This is a genomic window from Desulfococcus multivorans (genome assembly GCF_001854245.1).
GTDB lineage: Bacteria > Desulfobacterota > Desulfobacteria > Desulfobacterales > Desulfococcaceae > Desulfococcus > Desulfococcus multivorans.
The window spans coordinates 2,457,592-2,474,379 of record NZ_CP015381.1; the positions used below are offsets into that span (position 1 = coordinate 2,457,592).

Here is a 16,788-nt window from a genome sequence, read left to right on the forward strand (position 1 = left end):
TCGATTTCAATGAATAACACTAACACCCGGTTTCATCGCGGAGCGCCATCCTTAGCATACTTGGCGGCGCGATTCAATAACTTTGGCGGCATCCATAACGTCTGATAATGGATATTATGTAAACTTTTTACCATAAACCGATTTATCCGCCCCTTTTCAGTTCTTCGATGTATTCCCGCATGAACGGCATCAGGTAGACTTCCTCGTTGGGCAACTCGGCCAGGCACTCGCCCAGCAGCCGGATCTTTTCCCGCAGCGTCCGGTTCTTGTCGAGGATGAACATCTTTTTCCCTCTGACCGTACACAGACCGCTCTCCACGGGAATCCCAACGTTTCGGAAACTCTTTTCGGCCACCAGAACTCCCAGCCGTTCCGCCGCCGTCTTCATGGCTTCAAACAACTGCTCCGACGTCATCTCCATGCCAACGCTCACTCCCGGCGACACCCGGCGCCCATAACCTGAGACCGCATTACATCTTGGTCATCTTGCCGGAAATCGGTCGGATTTGTCTTGAAAAAAAGCGATTCCATGTTATATTCCGGTTCAAAAAAGTGAGTGATCACGATTAACTTCAACAGGAGGAATCAATGCAGTATACTCATGAAAGAGCCTTACCGCAAGTCAGGGTCAATTCGTTCATCCAGAGCGTTTACAACTGGATGGCGGTCGGACTGGGGCTTACCGGTATCACCGCCTTCATGGTGGCGAACAGCCCGGCAATGATGCAACTTATTTTCGGAAACCGGCTGCTCTTTTTCGGCCTGATCATCGCGGAGCTCGTACTGGTCTTTTCCATCAGCGCGAGGGTCGGCAAGATGCAGGCATCCACGGCGACGGCGCTGTTCATCCTGTACGCGGTTCTGAACGGCCTGACGCTGTCGGTGATTTTTCTCGCCTACACGGCATCGTCCATTACATCGACCTTTTTTATCTGTGCCGGAACGTTTCTGGCGTGCAGCATTTACGGCATGATGACCAAGCGGGATCTCACGTCCATGGGCGGCTTCCTGATGATGGGGCTTATCGGCATCATCATCGCCTCGGTCGTGAACATGTTCGTGCAGAGCTCAGGGATGGCCATGGTCATCAGTTACATCGGCGTCCTGGTGTTTGTCGGTCTCACGGCGTACGACACCCAGAAGCTGAAACACATGGCCATGACCCAGCCCGACGGCCTTGACGGCGCCGTGCTGCGGAAAGGCGCCATCCTGGGCGCCCTCTCCCTCTATCTCGACTTCATCAATCTCTTCCTGATGCTGCTCAGGATTTTCGGCGGCAGCCGGGATTAAAGCGTCGCTTTCCGGGTCGGGGCATTCACCTTGACCCGATGACGGGAAATATCGCGATCCTCCGTGGCCCTGCCGCGGAGGATCCGCTGTTTTCATTCCCCGATGGCCGACTTCACCGCTTCCGTGATCCGGCTGCAATAGCGGCGGATCTCCTCCGCCGTCGGCCCTTCGATCATCACCCGGCAAAGCGGCTGGGTACCCGAATACCGAACCAGCACCCGTCCCTGATCCCCCAGCAGATTTTCCACCTCGGCAACGGCCTCGGCAATGGCGGGGATCGTTTCGATGGGCGGTTTGGCGGATACCGCCACGTTCATCAGGATCTGGGGATATACCGTTATCACCTGGGTCAGCCGCGACAAGGGTTTTCCCGAGTCCCGGATCACCTCCAGCAGCCGAAGGGCGGTCAGGATGCCGTCGCCCGTGGTATGGCGGTCGAGAAAAATCATGTGACCCGAATCCTCCCCGCCCAACACGGCCCCCGATCGACGCATCTCCCGGACGACATGACGGTCCCCCACATCGGTTTTCCGGTGGACGATCCCCATTTCCCTGAAGGCCATGGCCAACCCGATATTGCTCATCACCGTGCTGACAACGAGCCCATTGGCCAGTCTTCCCTTCTGTTTCAGATAAGCGCCGCACACGGCAAGCATCTGGTCGCCCGTGACCACCCCTCCCCTGTCGTCGACGGCGATCAGCCGGTCGCCGTCGCCGTCGAAGGCCAGGCCGACGTCCGCGCCCGTCGCGACAACGTGCTCGGCCAATCGCTCCGGATGCTGTGAGCCGCAGCCCTCGTTGATGTTCCGGCCGTCGGGAGCGATGAAAAGCGGCGTCACGTCCGCACCCAGCCTCCTGAAGACCGACGGCGCCACGCGAAACGTCGCGCCGTTCGAACAGTCCAGCACCAGCTTCATGCCCGCCAGTCCGAACCCGGCCGGGAGGGCTGACAGGAGGAACCGGGCGTACCGTTCCTCCGGATCGACCATGACGGCGTCGCCCCCCACGTCCTGAATGGACGCGCACAAATCCCTGAGATGATCTTCCCGTCCCAGAAGCGCCTCGATGTCGGCCTCGGCCTCGTCCGAAAGCTTGAACGCGTCGTTTCCAAAAATCTTGATCCCGTTGTCCTGAAAGGGGTTGTGGGAGGCTGAAATCATGACCCCGGCGTCGGCCTTGTCCAGGACCGTCAGGCACGCCACACCCGGCGTCGGCAGCACGCCGACCCGTACGGCCTCTCCCCCTGCGGAACAAATGCCCGACACCAGGGCATACTCCAGCATGGCGCCGGAAAGGCGCGTGTCCTTCCCGACGATGATTCTGGGACGACGTCCGCCGTTGGAAAAATAGGATGTCACCGCGCGACCGACGTTCAGCGCCGTTTCGCACGTCATCGGATACCGGTTGGCAACCCCGCGGATGCCGTCGGTGCCAAAAAGTTGACCCATATCAACCGACCTCTTTCTGATTCTCGGTTTGTCTTGAGATACAAACGCCATGTCATCCATCCCGGGGTCCGCTAATCCGAGGGCCCCATCTCGGGAATCACGGCCAGGACGCGATCCATCACGGCCGATGTAATCCCGTCCAGCCAATGCGTTCCCGCCCCTGCGGCGGATGGGCTCAGCGCCCGAATCGTGGCCACATAGTCCTTCCCCCAACGCGCCGCCGCTTCATCCAGACCCTCCAGGAACACGTTGCGAATCCGGTCGTCTCCGCCCCACTCCCGTGCTCTTTCGACGGTATCCGCCACCTCGGACCATCGTTCGAAAAACGCGCGCTTGTTCGCCACGAGCTGCGGGGAGGCCTTATCTCCGGCACTGGTCAGGTAAGCATCGATGGCGGCGGGCATTTTTTCCGCCAGCGCCCGCATCCGGGCCAGGCGCTCGTCAATGCCTGCATTGAGAACGGCGATCAGCCCGTCCAGCAGGGCCTGGGGAAAGTCTTCCGAGAGGAAGCGACTGCGGGCGAATCGATACCACTGCATCAGGGCCGTTAGATTGGCGATGTAATTCATATTGTTGACGAACACCCGCCGGATGCCGGGATAGGTTCCCGGTGCAAACGGAACGCTCATCCCCCGGGGCGCCCCGCCCACGAGGAGCCTGTCCGGACGCAATTCATCCTTGCGGTAGACGCAGCCGGCGGCGATCACCGTCCCGAAGGCCAGTCGGCAGGGCCCCACCAGCCCACCCTGCCCGCCCAGAAATATGGGGCGCTCCCGCAACATCACGCCGCGGGGAACATCCCCCAGAAGCGATGCCGTCGCCTTGTCCTGGTTGGGAGTGTAATTGAAGTGGATGTAGGCGCTGCCCACCTCGCTGTGGTCCTTTTTCCCCGTCCCGCCGGCCATCAGGCAGTCACAAAAATTGATGAGGCTGCCCAGGGTGACGAACGGGAACAGGATCGTCTGCTTCAGACCGACGGTGTGTGCGATGCTTGCCGATTCCTCGAGAATGGTTCCGCCGCGGACATGGGCGCCGGACCCGGCGGAAGCCCCTTTCAGAAATACCGCCCCGCTGTGATAACCGCCCTTGAGGCTGACCTCCGGACCAACGCGGCAGTTTTCCAGGGTTGTCGGCGCCTCGTAGCCGATCTCCGCACCCCGTAGAATCAAGGTCGACTCTCCGAATATTTTGGTGCCGCCCCAGAAGGTGACCCCTTCCCCCGATATCCTGTCGATATCGACCTCCGGCCCGATGATCACGCTGTCCGGATTGGGGATCTTCACACCCTTTTTCATCAACAGATCGACCTGTACGCGCTGTACGCGCTTTTCCTGAAGAGCCATCGTCGTCTACCTTTCTATCCACCGTTCAGCCCGCATTTCTCTCATCAGCAGGGCCCGGAGTTGGTGCTTCCGATATCAACACGCTGGTATTGCCGACACGGTGCTGCCCCCGGCGGCGGTTCGGCAAGGAGGGTTCCGGCCTCAACGCGCCGGATCGGGTGTTTCACCGCGGCTGTGAGCATCACGGCAAGAAAGCGCAAAAAGAGGAGTCCAAAGACCGGCGGTCCTGCAAAAAAAAGACGGGGAGGCAGATACTTATCGAAAAAACGGCAGACGCTCTTGTGAAACTCCCAAACGGACCGGACGGCACATTTTTCGCTGCTGCCGCCAATATAGTGATAGGCAACGGCTTTCGGACAATAGACGACCTTCCATCGGGCGGCCCACATTCGTCTGCACCAGTCTGCATCCTCCCAATACATGAAAAAGCGCTCATCCAGCATCCCCGTCTGCTCCACGGCTTTTTTTCGAACCACCATGCATGCCCCGGACACCCAGTCGACAGACATCGGGGTTTCGCCGTCGCAGCTCATGCTGAGAAGATTTCGCGAGGTGACGGGATTTTGCGGAAATCGTCTGGACAGATAGGATGAACGCCCAAAAAGAGCGGTGAGGGGGCTGGGGAACGCCCTTGCCGAATTCTGAAGCTTCCCGTCACGGTCCAGGATTTTCGGCCCCATTATGCCGACATCCCTGCGCCTGTCCATGAATTCGACGGCAGCATCCAGGAATCCTTCCTCGAGAACGGCATCCGGATTCAATAAAATCACATAATCGCCCTTACATCGGCAAAGCGCCTGATTCACCGCTCCGGCAAAACCGAGATTGACGATATTTTTGTGAAGCCTGACCAGAGGATAGCGGTCCGACACCCGGTCCACACCGTCCGTCGACCCATTGTCCTGGACGTATACGGTCACGCCAAACCTTTGGATGTCCGTGTAGAATGATGCTATACAGTTGAGCAGATGGTCGGTGCTGTTATAGTTTACAATAATGACGTCGATCATTGCCGCCTACTTTCAGGGTCCATCAACGCGCTTGACAAAACGGGAAATCGACCCCGACACAAGCGTTTGGAACCGGGTTGTTGCCGCCGTCCCAAAGACTCTTCAATATCATGCCATATGCGCATTTCCTTCCGATGAAAAGCGCTCCGATCAACAGATAAACCGCCGCGAGTATACAAAAATGAATGCCGAGGGGTTTAACACGCCGCAGGCATGGATCGCGGATATCGCTTTGCCGGATCGGTTACATCGTAAACCGATGCGGTCGGGCACATCGGATCTTATGGCGTTTGGACCGGATTTTTCGCGGAAAAAATATACAACGATCAGATATTGACCACAAAACGGACATGGGGTCAACCGCTAAAATGGCGCACCGGCCGCCCCGTCGGGTCGGCCGGTGCCGGTGAGGGGGAATGGATCCGATTATCCTTTGCTGCCGCTCGACGCATCGCTTTGACTGATACCGTCGCCTGTCCTTTCCGGTGCGTCGTTGCCCTCCACAATGATTCGATCCCTATTCAGGTCGAATAGTTTTTCGCCGATTCCCTTGACGTTCATCAACTCCTCCGGAGCGTTGAATCTTCCGACGCTGTCCCGATATTCAATGATTCTGGCCGCCGTTTTCAATCCAATCCTGTTCAGGCCGGCGAGTTCCTCTGCGGAAGCGGTATTGATGTTCACCTTGCCGGATTCACCCGCCCAAAGACAGGTCGAAAAACAAAGAATACATCCCATCACCATGACTGCCGCCGTCAAGACCTTGAACCGTTTCATACTTCCTCCTTATTCGTCCGGGTTGATTTCTCATCCGGCGGTGTCCTCGTTCGGAAAGTCGCCTTTCACGGCCGACCGCAGGATCGAGAAGACCGCCGCCACGACAAAAAATGAGAAAAGTTATATGAAATTTTGATACACCTATCCGGCATCCGTTTCAATCGGCAAAAATACCTATTTTCCGATAGGTAGTTCTGCCTATATAGCAGTCTGTTTTCTGACCGGATGCCGAAATCCGGATCAAATTTTTCAGAAAACCCGTCGGCGGTTGTTGACCGTCTCTTTCCTTAATGCTATAAATAAAATTATTGGATTACGGTTGCGTCTTTTGATCGCGATGCCTGATCATCGACGCATCGAACCCGGGAGGGACCTGGCTTGGCATTCGTCAATCTGAAAAACAGGGAAGTGCAGGCAAAAATCATCTACTATGGTCCGGGTCGCGGGGGAAAAACGACCAATCTCGAATATGTCTTTTCCAAATTCCGCCAACGCATCCAATCGGAGATGGTCAGCATCAAAACCCACGGCGATCGAACGCTTTTTTTCGATTTCCTGCCCTTCGACATCGGAAAAATAATGGGATATGATGTAAGAATTCAGCTGTATACCGTTCCCGGCCAGATCAAATACAACGCCACGAGGCGTCTCGTCCTCAAGGGCGTCGACGGCGTGGTTTTCGTGGCGGACTCCCGGGTGGAGCAGCGGCGGGACAACATGATCTCGCTCAAAAACCTGCAGGAAAACCTGGCTGTTTACAAAAAAAGCATATTCAAGATTCCCCTGGTGCTGCAATACAATAAAAGGGATTTGGAAAAAGAAGGGATCGCCGTCATGTCCTTCGAACAGATGGAAAAAGACCTGAACGGTCAACTGAAAGTCTCGTCGCTCGCTGCCAGCGCCCTTTCCGGAGAAAATGTGATCCCGACCCTCAAAAAGATCATCTCACTAACCATGACGTCCCTGCAAAGGACCCTAAAATAGGAGGGCAGGTCAATTGACACCCGATTTCAATGAGGATCTGGCTTTCAGTTCGTATGCCTTCAGTCAGGAACAGCTCGAAACCATAGAGAGCATCATTCTCAAAGACCTCGTCGAGAGCGGCGCCCACAGTATATTGCTGATCGACCTGGCGGGCAATATCATCGCCAAGGCGGACAACGGCGAATGCGATCATGATTTATATTCCCTCGCGGCATTGGCCTCGGCCAATTTCGCCGCTGTCGACACCATGGCCAGGCTGATTGGAGAAAGTGAGTTTTCCCTTCTGTTTCATAAAGGGGAAAAGGAAAGTATCCACTTCAGCAAGGTCAAGAAGGATTTCCTGCTCATCTCCATTTTTGGGACAAGGGTCTCTCTGGGGTTGCTGCGATTGAAGGTTGCCGAAGCGATCGACAAAATCTCCGCCATCTGGGATTAACGGTCTGACCGCGATGGATCACGCAGTATCCAACGCCGCTTGAACAGGAGGATTACCATTGGCAATCGGTGATACGAGAAAAGTCGACGAAAACAGCATCACAGCCGAGGTCGACAGCCGTCTGGACGATCTGTTCGGAGAAGAAGAGAAGGACGTCACTGCCGGAGTTTCGCCGGATCGGATGGACTCGGATCGGAAGGAGAATGACGCCGAAGCCGTGAAACGACGTCCCGGAAAGGAATCGTTCGACAAAACGACGCCGTCCGCGGACGAGGTCGCGACGGTTGTCGAAAAATTCGACGCCGACCGAATCGAGCGATCCCCGATCAGAGACCTCAAGTCCATCATCATGTCCCTCGAATGGGAGATCACGGATTCGGTGATGGAAAAACTCGAAGCGGAGATCCTCAAGCTGGAATCCCTGTATCAGGGCGACAAGATCGTCCTGGCGTTCCTGCAACTTCTGGGGTCGTTGGGGAAATACATCCGGAAAAAGCTCGCCCGGGCCCATGTCGATGCCATTACCTTGCTGCATTCGGCTTATGAAAGCCTTGAACGGACGATACTCTCGGAAAACATGAGTGACGGCGCCAGGAAGAAACTCCTGATCACCCACGTCACCGGGTACAAAAAACTGAAGCGGGAGATTCAAGCCGCCGGAAAGCGCACTCACCATGTGCCCGCCGTTGCCGATGCAGCGGCGCCCCCGCCGCCCCGACCGACGGATGACGCATCTTTCGAGGCATCTCAAACGACAATGGATTTCAGGGATATGAGCCACATGGCCCAGGAGATTATCCTTGCCGCGCGCGAGATCCAGCAGACCCTTCAGCGTGAATTTGCGATGTTGAGAAGAGATATCCGGCGTCTGGTGGAAGAAAAAGAATAAAATCTTCTTTACCGCTTCCGGTCACCGCGGCGCGCACCTTTCAGGGCACGCCGCGGGATTCAGGGCTTCGAAGAGGCGTCTTATTGCGCTTTGCGGTCGGATTCGGAGACGAGTTCCCCGTCGGGGTTCCGGATCATCATGGTCGAGGGGTCCAATGCGAGTTCCACGATCTCGGATGCCGGCGGTCCGCCCTTGAGGGCTTTCACATAGATCTCCTTTCCGTCCGGCTGAAGCTCGATAATCACATCGAAAAGGTCCTCGATGCCGGTCATCGGGATAGGAATCGCGCCGGGTCCGGACGGCTCATGGCGATGGGTCTTCACCGTAAACCAGACGCCGACCCCCAGATTCCGGGCAGCGGCCTTGAGATCCAGAAAGGTCTTCCGGCCCATCTCCTCGAAAGGAAGCCCGTCGATCAGAATCATCTGCGGCAGAAAGATTCCCTGCTCCGAGAGGTCGTTGATGCGCTCCTCCAGTTTCGGGACGCTGAAACCGTCCACCTTGAAGGTCATGATGAAGCGCCTGGGCAGGATGACCTCCCAAAAGGGGTCCGCCTGTTTGATATGATTGCGTTGGGCGATATTCCGGAAAACCTGTTCATACCACAGGCAGACCTTTTCCACAGGTTCATCGATGCTGATGTGAAGAACGTTCTTGTCCCGCAGCAGCTTGTCAATGGCGATCTGGACCAGAAACGCGGTTTTGCCGACCCCGGCGTGGGCCGTCAATGCGCCGAATCCCCCATCGGAAAGAACATCTTCGGACGAATAACCCATCATTTTAAGTGGATTACGCCGGATGATTTCTTTTTTTTCCATGTTGAAGTTCCTTTCCCTCAAATAAATGACCCTGGCCGACGATACCGTTCGGCGGATCTCAGGCAGCATTCTTTTTATCTTTGGCAAGCTTCTTGACCAACTCGTCCGCAACGCCCTTGGGAATTTGTTTGTAGGCGGAGAACTCCATTGTGAACTGGGCCTTTCCCTGGGTCGACGACCGAAGGACGGTCGAAAAACCGAACATTTCCGACAGCGGCACCTGGGCCTCGATAACGCACATGGGACCTTCATCCTGGGATCCGACGATAATGCCCCGCCGCTGGTTCAACAGCCCCATCACCGCCCCCTGGAACTCGGTGGGGGTTTCGACGACCACTTTCATGACGGGCTCGTGAATGACGGGGGCCGCCTTGGCATAGGCCTCCAGAAAGGCGCCGCGTGCGGCAGCCTGGAAGGCCATATCGGAGGAGTCCACCGAATGGGATGCCCCGTCGTTGATGACGATCTTGACACCGGTCACCGGAAACTCCATCTTGGGCCCTTTCTCGAGACAGGCCCGAAAACCCTTTTCACAGGCAGGGATGAACTGGGTCGGAATCGATCCGCCGGTCACCTGGTTGTCGAACACGAATTCCTCGTCCACGGGCTCCATATAGCCCGCCACCCGGCCGTACTGGCCGGACCCGCCGGTCTGCTTTTTGTGGATGTAGTTGAACTCGGCCGTCCGCGTGATGGTCTCCCGGTAGGCGACCCTCGGCTGCCCGGTCTCCACCTCGGCCTTGTATTCCCGACGCATCCGCTCGATGTAGACATCGAGATGCAGCTCACCCATGCCGGAGATGATGGTGTCCCCCGTCTCATCGTCCACGTAGGTCTTGAAGGTGGGATCTTCTTTGGTAAACCGGTTGAGGGCCTTGGACATGTTGATCTGGGATTTGTTGTCCCTGGGCACGATAGCCAGCGAGATCACCGGCGCCGGGACAAACATGGAGGTCATCGTCAGGCTGAGTCCCGGGGATGTAAACGTGTCGCCCGAGGCGCAGTCGATCCCGAAAAGGGCACCGATGTATCCGGCCGGGATGGACTCGATATCCTCCATCTGATTGGCGTGCATCCTCACGACCCTGCCGACCTTGACCTTTTTGCCGGTCCGGACGTTGACGATGGTGTTCCCCTTGCCGAGGACACCCTGGTAAACGCGGATATAGGTCAGCTGGCCGTACTGCCCGTCCTCCAGCTTGAAGGCGAGCGCCACGATGGGATCTTTGGGATTGTTGCTCAGGGCAACGATCGCCTCGTCCTTTTCCATGTCCAGGGCCTCGTTGACGACGTCGGCAGGGCACGGCAACAGCCGCGTGACGCCGTTCAACAGAGGCTGGACGCCTTTGTTCTTGTAGGCCGAGCCCATAAAAACGGGCGTCAGTTCCCGCTTGAGAACGCCCTGTCTGACGGCGTCCAGAAGCAGATCTTCAGGGATGTCCCGCTCCTCGAGAATGGCCTCGGTCAGTTCATCGGAGAACATGGACGCGGCGTCGACAAGAATCTCGCGTTTCTCCTCGGCCTCTTCCCGCAATGCCGTCGGCACCGCCTCGACCCGAACCGTTTCGCCGTTGTCGCCGTCAAAATAGACGGCCTTCATGGAGACCAGGTCCACCACACCGTTGAATTTGGCCTCCATCCCGATGGGGATCTGCATCGCCACCGCGTTGTGTCCCAGCTTTTCCCGAAGCTGTTGAATAACGCGGAACGGATTTCCGCCGCTGCGATCGCACTTGTTCACGAAGGCGATGCAGGGGACCTTGTATCGCTTCATCTGCTGATCCACGGTGATGGACTGGGACTGAACTCCGCCGACGGCGCAGAGCACCAGGACGGCCCCGTCCAGCACCCTGAGAGACCGCTCGACCTCGATGGTGAAGTCGACGTGCCCGGGGGTATCGATGATATTGATCTCATGGCCTTTCCATTCGCAGAACGTGGCGGCGGAGGCGATGGTGATGCCGCGCTCCTTTTCGAGCTCCATGGAGTCCATGGTGGCGCCGACGCCGTCCTTGCCCTTGACGTCGTGAATGGCGTGAATGCGCTGAGTATAAAAGAGTATCCGTTCGGTCAGCGTGGTCTTTCCCGAATCGATGTGGGCACTGATACCGATATTCCGGACTTTTTGTATATCGCTATGCATGGTGATGGTCCCTTTACTGAGGTTTTAATGTGTCTTATTTTGAATGTATCTTATATTGAATATAACGGCAAAACGCCGAAAATCATCCGGCTGATCCCCCCGAAATAACCGTCAGGGGTCGCCGGGTCGGTATCGCCGCTCTCTGGATGCTGCCGGGTAGAAACTGTGGTTTGTGAAATTCCTCTGTCGCGGGGGGATCGCTGAGTCAACAAAGAGGCGTCTTCGCGAGCGTAAACAACTTAATTTCAAGTTGCGGCAATGTCAATACGATGCATGGGAAACACTGCTGTCCATTCGTTTACGAACCAGAGACAACACAACAAAATAAAAGAGGCGCCACTCTTAAAGTGCGCCTTTTTTATCTTGCTGGTGCCGAAGGGGAGACTCGAACTCCCACTGCCGTACGGCAACTAGACCCTGAACCTAGCGCGTCTACCAGTTCCGCCACTTCGGCTCGACGTTAACCAACCTTGAAAAGAAAGATTGATTTCGTTCGTGTTGTGCGGTATATATACGGTTTCGAATTTGATGTCAAGCCAATTTTTAAAGGAAACCGAAATTACGATGAAGCTTATTGAAGGCATAGACAACATAGCGAATCCTTTTCCAAATGCAGTGATCACAATCGGAAATTTTGACGGGGTTCACCTTGGACATCAGGCCCTTTTCCACGAGGTCATCGAAAAAGCCGTGGAAATCGACGGCACCTCTGTTGCCATGACCTTCGAACCGCATCCGATCCGGGTGCTGCACCAGAACAGCCATCCGCCGCTCATCACCCTGTATGAGCAGAAGGTCGAGCTCATCGAACGGACGGGCATCGACGTGCTCGTTTGTGTCCCCTTCACCCGGGAGTTCGCATCCATTCCCGCCGAAGCGTTCCTCGAGGACATCCTGATCCGCCGCATCGGCATGAAGGCCTTTATTGTGGGCGGCGACTACGCCTTTGGCCGGAACCGCGAAGGCAATCTCGAATTTTTGAAAGCCCGGGCCGCCACCCATCGCTTCGAACTGATCGTTGCCGACTGGATACAGACGCAATCCAACGGCAAGTCGAGAATCAGCAGCACCCGTATCCGGGAGTTGGTGACGGCGGGCGACGTGACGGGGGCGGAGAAGCTTCTGGGACGTCACTATCAGATCCGTGGAACGGTCGAGCACGGCCGCAATCGGGGAGGAAAGCTGCTGGGTTTTCCAACGGCCAACATCAAACTCTACGATGAACTCGCCCCCAGGACGGGCGTCTATGCCGTCACCGTGGCGTGTCGGGACGGCCGGTACAAAGGGGTCGCCAACATCGGATACAGCCCCACCTTCGACGACCACGTCTTCACGGTGGAAGTCCATATCCTCGATTTCGACCGCGACATCTACGGCGAGAAAATACGCGTGAACTTCATCGAGCGCATTCGGGATGAAATCAAGTTTTCCGGGATAGAAGCGCTCTCCCGACAGATCCGTCGCGATGTCGAAACCGCCCGCAACATGATCTCGTTGTAACCACCGCATCCCCCGTCATGTTCCGCGCCGGTGGTGATCGATCCGCTTGTCGTTGATTTCATGGCGATTCAGCTTTTCCGGCCATGAAACCTTTCACATCCGAATTTAATGATTACAATAAAAATTTGGAGACACGCGCAACAGATCTGCCGTTACGGACGGCCGCCGGATGCGGGTTGATCGACCCGCCCACGACGGTCATCCCCAACATGAACCCTTCACCGCGAGTATCCTGCAATGACACAAAAAGCGACACTATATATACCCACAAGGAAGACGGACGTCATGGAACCTCTGGAAATTGTCACCTACCCCGACAAATTCCTCAAGCAGCCGACCAAACCGGTGGAGAACATCGACGGCGAGTTGCAGAACCTGATCGATCGAATGGCGCATACCATGTTCGCGGCGCCGGGGGTCGGCCTCGCCGCCATTCAGGTCGGACACGACAAGAGCCTGATCGTTTATGACGGCAACCCCGGGGAGGACCGGCCGTCGCTTCAGGTGCTGATCAACCCGAGGATTGTCGAGGCACAGGGCACGATCATCTCGGAAAACGAGGGATGCCTGAGCGTCCCCGACTTCAGGGCCGACGTGAAACGCAACGCCGCCGTCGTGGTGGAAGGGGTGGACCGGGACGGCAAGCCCGTCCGGATCGAACGGAACGACTTTCTGGCGGTCGTTCTTCAGCACGAGATCGACCATCTCAACGGCGTCCTGTTCATCGACCGGATCAGCGCCCTGAAACGGCAGCTTTACCGGAAAAGAATCCTGAAACAGATCAGGCACAATGAATAAACCCATCGACATCGTCTTTATGGGCACCCCTGATTTCGCCGTGCCCGCTTTGAAAAAACTGGGCGGCAGCGGCCGGAGTGTCAGCCTGGTGGTGACCCAGCCGGACCGCCCGAAAGGGCGGGGCCGAAAGGTCCAGCCGCCGCCGGTGAAAAAGGCGGCGTTGACGCTGGGCTATGACGTGAGTCAACCCGGATCGATGCGGGAACCGGCCTTTCTCGATCGCCTGGCCGGGATCCGGCCGGACATCATCGTGGTCATCGCCTACGGCCGGATTCTTCCCAAGTCCCTCCTGGACCTGCCGCGGTTCGGCTGCATCAATATCCATGGCTCTCTCCTGCCCAGGTACCGGGGACCCGCGCCGATCCAATGGGCCGTCATCAACGGCGAAACGGAAACCGGCGTGACCGCCATGCAGATGAATGAGGGGTTGGACACGGGCGATATCCTGCTGACGGCCAAAACCCCGATCCTGCCCGACGACACCGCCGGCACCCTCCACGACCGGCTGGCTGAAATGGGGGCGACGCTGCTGCTGGAAACCATAGACAGGATCGAGACGGGCCGGATCCGCCCCGTACCCCAGGATCCGGATCTTGCCACCTATGCCCCCCTCCTCCGGAAGACGGACGGTCATATCGACTGGTCCCGGGACGCCGAGGCCATCGACCACCTTGTCCGGGGCATGGATCCCTGGCCCGGTACATTTACCTTTCTGGAGGATAAGCGCCTCAAGATCTTCAAGGTCCGGACGGTCCCGAACGATCCCTCCGATTCGGGAGCGGCCCCCGGCACCGTCATCAGAAGCTTTCCCGGAGAGCTGCGCGTGGCCGCCGGCAGCGGCGTCATTTCCGTTCTGGAATTGCAGGGTGCCTCCGGAAAACGTCTGACCGTCCAGGATTTCCTGAGGGGGTGCCCGATCCCCCCGGGAACCATACTGACCTGACCGCATTTCAGATTCAACCCCATATCCCCATCACTTTCAAGGATCCGACATGTCCCATGAAACCGGCCGGAAAATTCCGAACCGCCGCCCGAAACCCCGGCATCCCGCACCGGTTCCCCCTCGAAAACGCGCAACCGCCGCCGTCAATGCCCTGGGCACGCCCAGGGGTGCGGCATGGACGATTCTTAAGCGTCTCGATGCGGAGCGGCGACCTCTGGATGCGGTGCTGGACGCCTTTTTCGAAACGGCTCCCCCCATGGACCGGCGCGACCGCAACCTGATCCACGCCCTTGTCTTCGGGGTGCAGCGGCATCGGGCCGCCCTGGATCACGTCATCGATCATCTCTCCAGGACGCCCTTGGCGAAACTGGATCCGGACGTACTCAATCTCCTCAGAATCGGTCTGTTCCAGATTCTCCACATGGACCGCATCCCGGATTCCGCCGCCGTAAACACCGCCGTCGACATCGCCAAGGCCTTCGCTCCGCCGTGGATCGCCGGTTTCGTGAACGGCCTGCTCCGCTCGGCGATCCGGTCCCGCGGAAAGATCCCCTTTCCGGACATGGAGACCGACCCGGTCCGGGCTCTGGCAAAGAGAAAGTCTTTTCCCCCTTGGCTCATCCGGCGATGGCTGAAGCGTTGGGGCACGGCGGATGCCGCCAGTCTCTGCGACGCCTTCAACCGGATCCCGCCCCTCACCCTCCGGGTCAACACCCTCCGGACGACCCGGGAAGGGCTTCTCTCGGCCCTGGCCCCGGAGGTCGACACCGCCCGACCGACGGCCGTATCTCCTGACGGGGTGGTCATCCAGGGCCTTGGCACCACACTCTCCGACCTGTCGGCATTCCGCTCGGGCCTGTTTCAGGTGCAGGACGAGGCGGCCCAGCTGGTCTCCCGGTTCCTGGGCCCCCGTCCCGGAGAGACGGTGCTGGACGCCTGTGCCGGCCTCGGCGGCAAAACCGGCCACCTGGCCGGACTGATGGAGAACCGGGGTCAAATCCTTGCCGTGGATGTCGACGCCCGGAAGCTGGAGGGCCTTGCCGCGGAGTGCGTCCGCCTGGGCATTACCATTACGACCCCTGTCCACAGCGATCTCGATGCGGACCTGCCGCCGGACTGGAGGGACCGCTTCGACCGGATTCTCGTCGACGCGCCCTGCTCCGGGCTGGGGGTGCTCGGCCGAAACCCGGATGCACGATGGTCCGCCGCCAAGGAAAACCTCGACGGCTATCGCAAGCGGCAGCTCCGGTTTCTGAGCCGTCTCGCGCCCCTGGTGAAGCCCCTGGGGATTCTGGGCTATACGGTCTGCTCCATGGAACCCGAGGAGACCGACGCTGTGGCGGAGGCCTTCCTCGAAAAGCATCCCCTCTTCAGGGTCCGTATGGATGCCGAGCATCTGACCGCCGGCATGCGCGCCCTGATCACGCCGGAGGGCTGTCTCAGGACCTTTCCCCATCGGGACGGCATGGACGGTTTTTTTTCGGTTTGCTTCGTTCGGAAAATGTGATAGCGGAAACGCCGCAAAGATTGATCACGCAAAGGCGCAAAGAAAGACGTAGAAAAATAAAAATCTGCGGCTTATGTCCTGGCGGCTTTGCGGCTTGGCGTGGGACCTCGATGCAGCAGTTGCTCACGCAAAGGCGCAAAGACGCAAAGGAAAAGGAGATACCTTTATGAAGTTGATTGCACCATCGATTCTGTCGGCGGACTTTACCCGGCTGGGCGAGGAGATAAAGGCTGTCGAGACGGCCGGCGCAGACTGGATTCATATCGATGTCATGGACGGCCACTTCGTTCCCAATATCACCATGGGGCCCATCGTCGTGGAAGCGGCCCGGAAGTCGACCCGGCTGCCCTTGGACGTCCATCTGATGATCGAAAATCCGGACGCCTATATTCAGGATTTCGCCAGGGCCGGCGCGGACTGGATCTCCGTCCAGGTGGAGACCTGCGTCCATCTCAACCGTACGATTCAGCTCATCAGGGAGACCGGCGCAAAGGCGGGCGTGGTGCTCAATCCCGCGACCCCCCTCTCCGCGGTGGAGTGGGTGTTGGCGGATGTGGACTACATCCTGGTCATGAGCGTCAACCCCGGCTTCGGGGGTCAGAAATTCATCGAGAACAGCCTGGAGCGGATCCGCCGCATCCGCGGCATGATCGATGCGGCCGTGCCCGAGACCCAGACCCGCCCCCTCATCCAGATCGACGGCGGGGTCAACCGCGCCACCATCGCCCGGATCGCGGCCGCGGGCGTGGATGTCTTCGTGGCCGGCTCGGCTGTTTTCGGCAGCCCCGACTACAAAAAGACCATCGACGACTTCCGAGCGAAAATCGACGCCGCCTGACAGCGGACGCACGTCCCAGGAAATTTCCGCTGTTCCCGCCGCCGCCTTTCGGCGGTTGACCCCC

At 58.0% G+C, this 16,788-nt stretch carries 16 protein-coding genes and 1 tRNA gene; 9 read left to right on the forward strand and 8 right to left on the reverse strand.

Annotated features, from left to right (window positions below; genetic code table 11):
* Positions 1-142: 142 nt before the first annotated feature.
* A complete protein-coding gene (locus tag dmul_RS10745) occupies positions 143-421 on the reverse strand; it encodes a hypothetical protein (RefSeq protein ID WP_020877541.1) in 279 nt (92 codons plus the stop codon).
* Between the two features lie 167 nt (positions 422-588).
* Between dmul_RS10745 and dmul_RS10750 the strand changes: the two genes are divergently transcribed.
* Positions 589-1,290, forward strand: coding sequence for a Bax inhibitor-1/YccA family protein (locus dmul_RS10750; protein WP_020877540.1), 702 nt, complete (start codon positions 589-591; stop codon positions 1,288-1,290).
* A 92-nt stretch (positions 1,291-1,382) separates the two neighbouring features.
* Here the strand turns inward: dmul_RS10750 and glmM are convergent, their stop codons facing one another.
* From glmM to dmul_RS10775, 4 genes are all read right to left on the reverse strand, one after another.
* Positions 1,383-2,738 (reverse strand): phosphoglucosamine mutase, encoded by a 1,356-nt coding sequence (glmM, locus tag dmul_RS10755; RefSeq protein ID WP_020877539.1) that lies wholly within the window; start codon positions 2,736-2,738, stop codon positions 1,383-1,385.
* Positions 2,739-2,809: 71 nt separating this feature from the next.
* Positions 2,810-4,081 carry a UDP-N-acetylglucosamine pyrophosphorylase gene (locus dmul_RS10760; RefSeq protein WP_020877538.1) on the reverse strand — a complete coding sequence of 424 codons (1,272 nt, stop codon included), beginning with the start codon at positions 4,079-4,081 and terminating at the stop codon, positions 2,810-2,812.
* 44 nt (positions 4,082-4,125) lie between these two features.
* Positions 4,126-5,091 carry a glycosyltransferase family 2 protein gene (locus dmul_RS10765; protein ID WP_020877537.1) on the reverse strand — a complete coding sequence of 322 codons (966 nt, stop codon included), beginning with the start codon at positions 5,089-5,091 and terminating at the stop codon, positions 4,126-4,128.
* A gap of 426 nt (positions 5,092-5,517) precedes the next feature.
* Positions 5,518-5,868, reverse strand: coding sequence for a ComEA family DNA-binding protein (locus tag dmul_RS10775; RefSeq protein WP_020877536.1), 351 nt, complete (start codon positions 5,866-5,868; stop codon positions 5,518-5,520).
* A gap of 378 nt (positions 5,869-6,246) precedes the next feature.
* Here dmul_RS10775 and dmul_RS10780 point away from each other — a divergent pair, with 378 nt between their 5' ends.
* From dmul_RS10780 to dmul_RS10790, 3 genes are read left to right on the forward strand one after another with little or no spacing between them, the layout of a single operon-like run.
* Positions 6,247-6,852: a GTP-binding protein gene (locus dmul_RS10780; protein WP_020877535.1), complete on the forward strand. Its 606-nt coding sequence runs from the start codon at positions 6,247-6,249 to the stop codon at positions 6,850-6,852.
* A 13-nt stretch (positions 6,853-6,865) separates the two neighbouring features.
* On the forward strand, positions 6,866-7,288 hold the full coding sequence (locus dmul_RS10785) for a roadblock/LC7 domain-containing protein (RefSeq protein WP_020877534.1): 423 nt from the start codon (positions 6,866-6,868) through the stop codon (positions 7,286-7,288).
* Positions 7,289-7,346: 58 nt separating this feature from the next.
* Entirely contained in the window at positions 7,347-8,177 is an 831-nt protein-coding gene (locus dmul_RS10790) for a hypothetical protein (protein WP_020877533.1), read from the forward strand.
* 80 nt (positions 8,178-8,257) lie between these two features.
* On the opposite strand, the gene dmul_RS10795 is transcribed toward dmul_RS10790, so the two are convergent.
* From dmul_RS10795 to dmul_RS10805, 3 genes are all read right to left on the reverse strand, one after another.
* Positions 8,258-8,995 (reverse strand): P-loop NTPase family protein, encoded by a 738-nt coding sequence (locus tag dmul_RS10795; RefSeq protein WP_020877532.1) that lies wholly within the window; start codon positions 8,993-8,995, stop codon positions 8,258-8,260.
* Between the two features lie 58 nt (positions 8,996-9,053).
* Positions 9,054-11,138: an elongation factor G gene (gene fusA / locus dmul_RS10800; protein ID WP_020877531.1), complete on the reverse strand. Its 2,085-nt coding sequence runs from the start codon at positions 11,136-11,138 to the stop codon at positions 9,054-9,056.
* Between the two features lie 367 nt (positions 11,139-11,505).
* A tRNA-Leu gene (locus tag dmul_RS10805) sits at positions 11,506-11,592 on the reverse strand.
* Between the two features lie 110 nt (positions 11,593-11,702).
* On the opposite strand from dmul_RS10805, the gene dmul_RS10810 reads away from it, so the two are divergent.
* From dmul_RS10810 to rpe, 5 genes are all read left to right on the forward strand, one after another.
* The gene (locus dmul_RS10810; protein WP_020877530.1) at positions 11,703-12,638 is read left to right on the forward strand and encodes a bifunctional riboflavin kinase/FAD synthetase; all 936 of its coding nucleotides are present in this window, start codon (positions 11,703-11,705) and stop codon (positions 12,636-12,638) included.
* Between the two features lie 285 nt (positions 12,639-12,923).
* Positions 12,924-13,436, forward strand: a complete 513-nt coding sequence (gene def / locus dmul_RS10815) for a peptide deformylase (RefSeq protein ID WP_020877529.1) — start codon at positions 12,924-12,926, stop codon at positions 13,434-13,436.
* On the forward strand, positions 13,429-14,379 hold the full coding sequence (gene fmt, locus dmul_RS10820) for a methionyl-tRNA formyltransferase (RefSeq protein WP_020877528.1): 951 nt from the start codon (positions 13,429-13,431) through the stop codon (positions 14,377-14,379). The genes def and fmt overlap by 8 nt, the downstream gene beginning before the upstream one ends.
* Before the next feature lie 49 nt (positions 14,380-14,428).
* Positions 14,429-15,886, forward strand: coding sequence for a 16S rRNA (cytosine(967)-C(5))-methyltransferase RsmB (rsmB, locus tag dmul_RS10825; protein ID WP_020877527.1), 1,458 nt, complete (start codon positions 14,429-14,431; stop codon positions 15,884-15,886).
* 166 nt (positions 15,887-16,052) lie between these two features.
* On the forward strand, positions 16,053-16,724 hold the full coding sequence (rpe, locus tag dmul_RS10830; RefSeq protein WP_020877526.1) for a ribulose-phosphate 3-epimerase: 672 nt from the start codon (positions 16,053-16,055) through the stop codon (positions 16,722-16,724).
* The last annotated feature ends 64 nt before the right edge of the window (positions 16,725-16,788 follow it).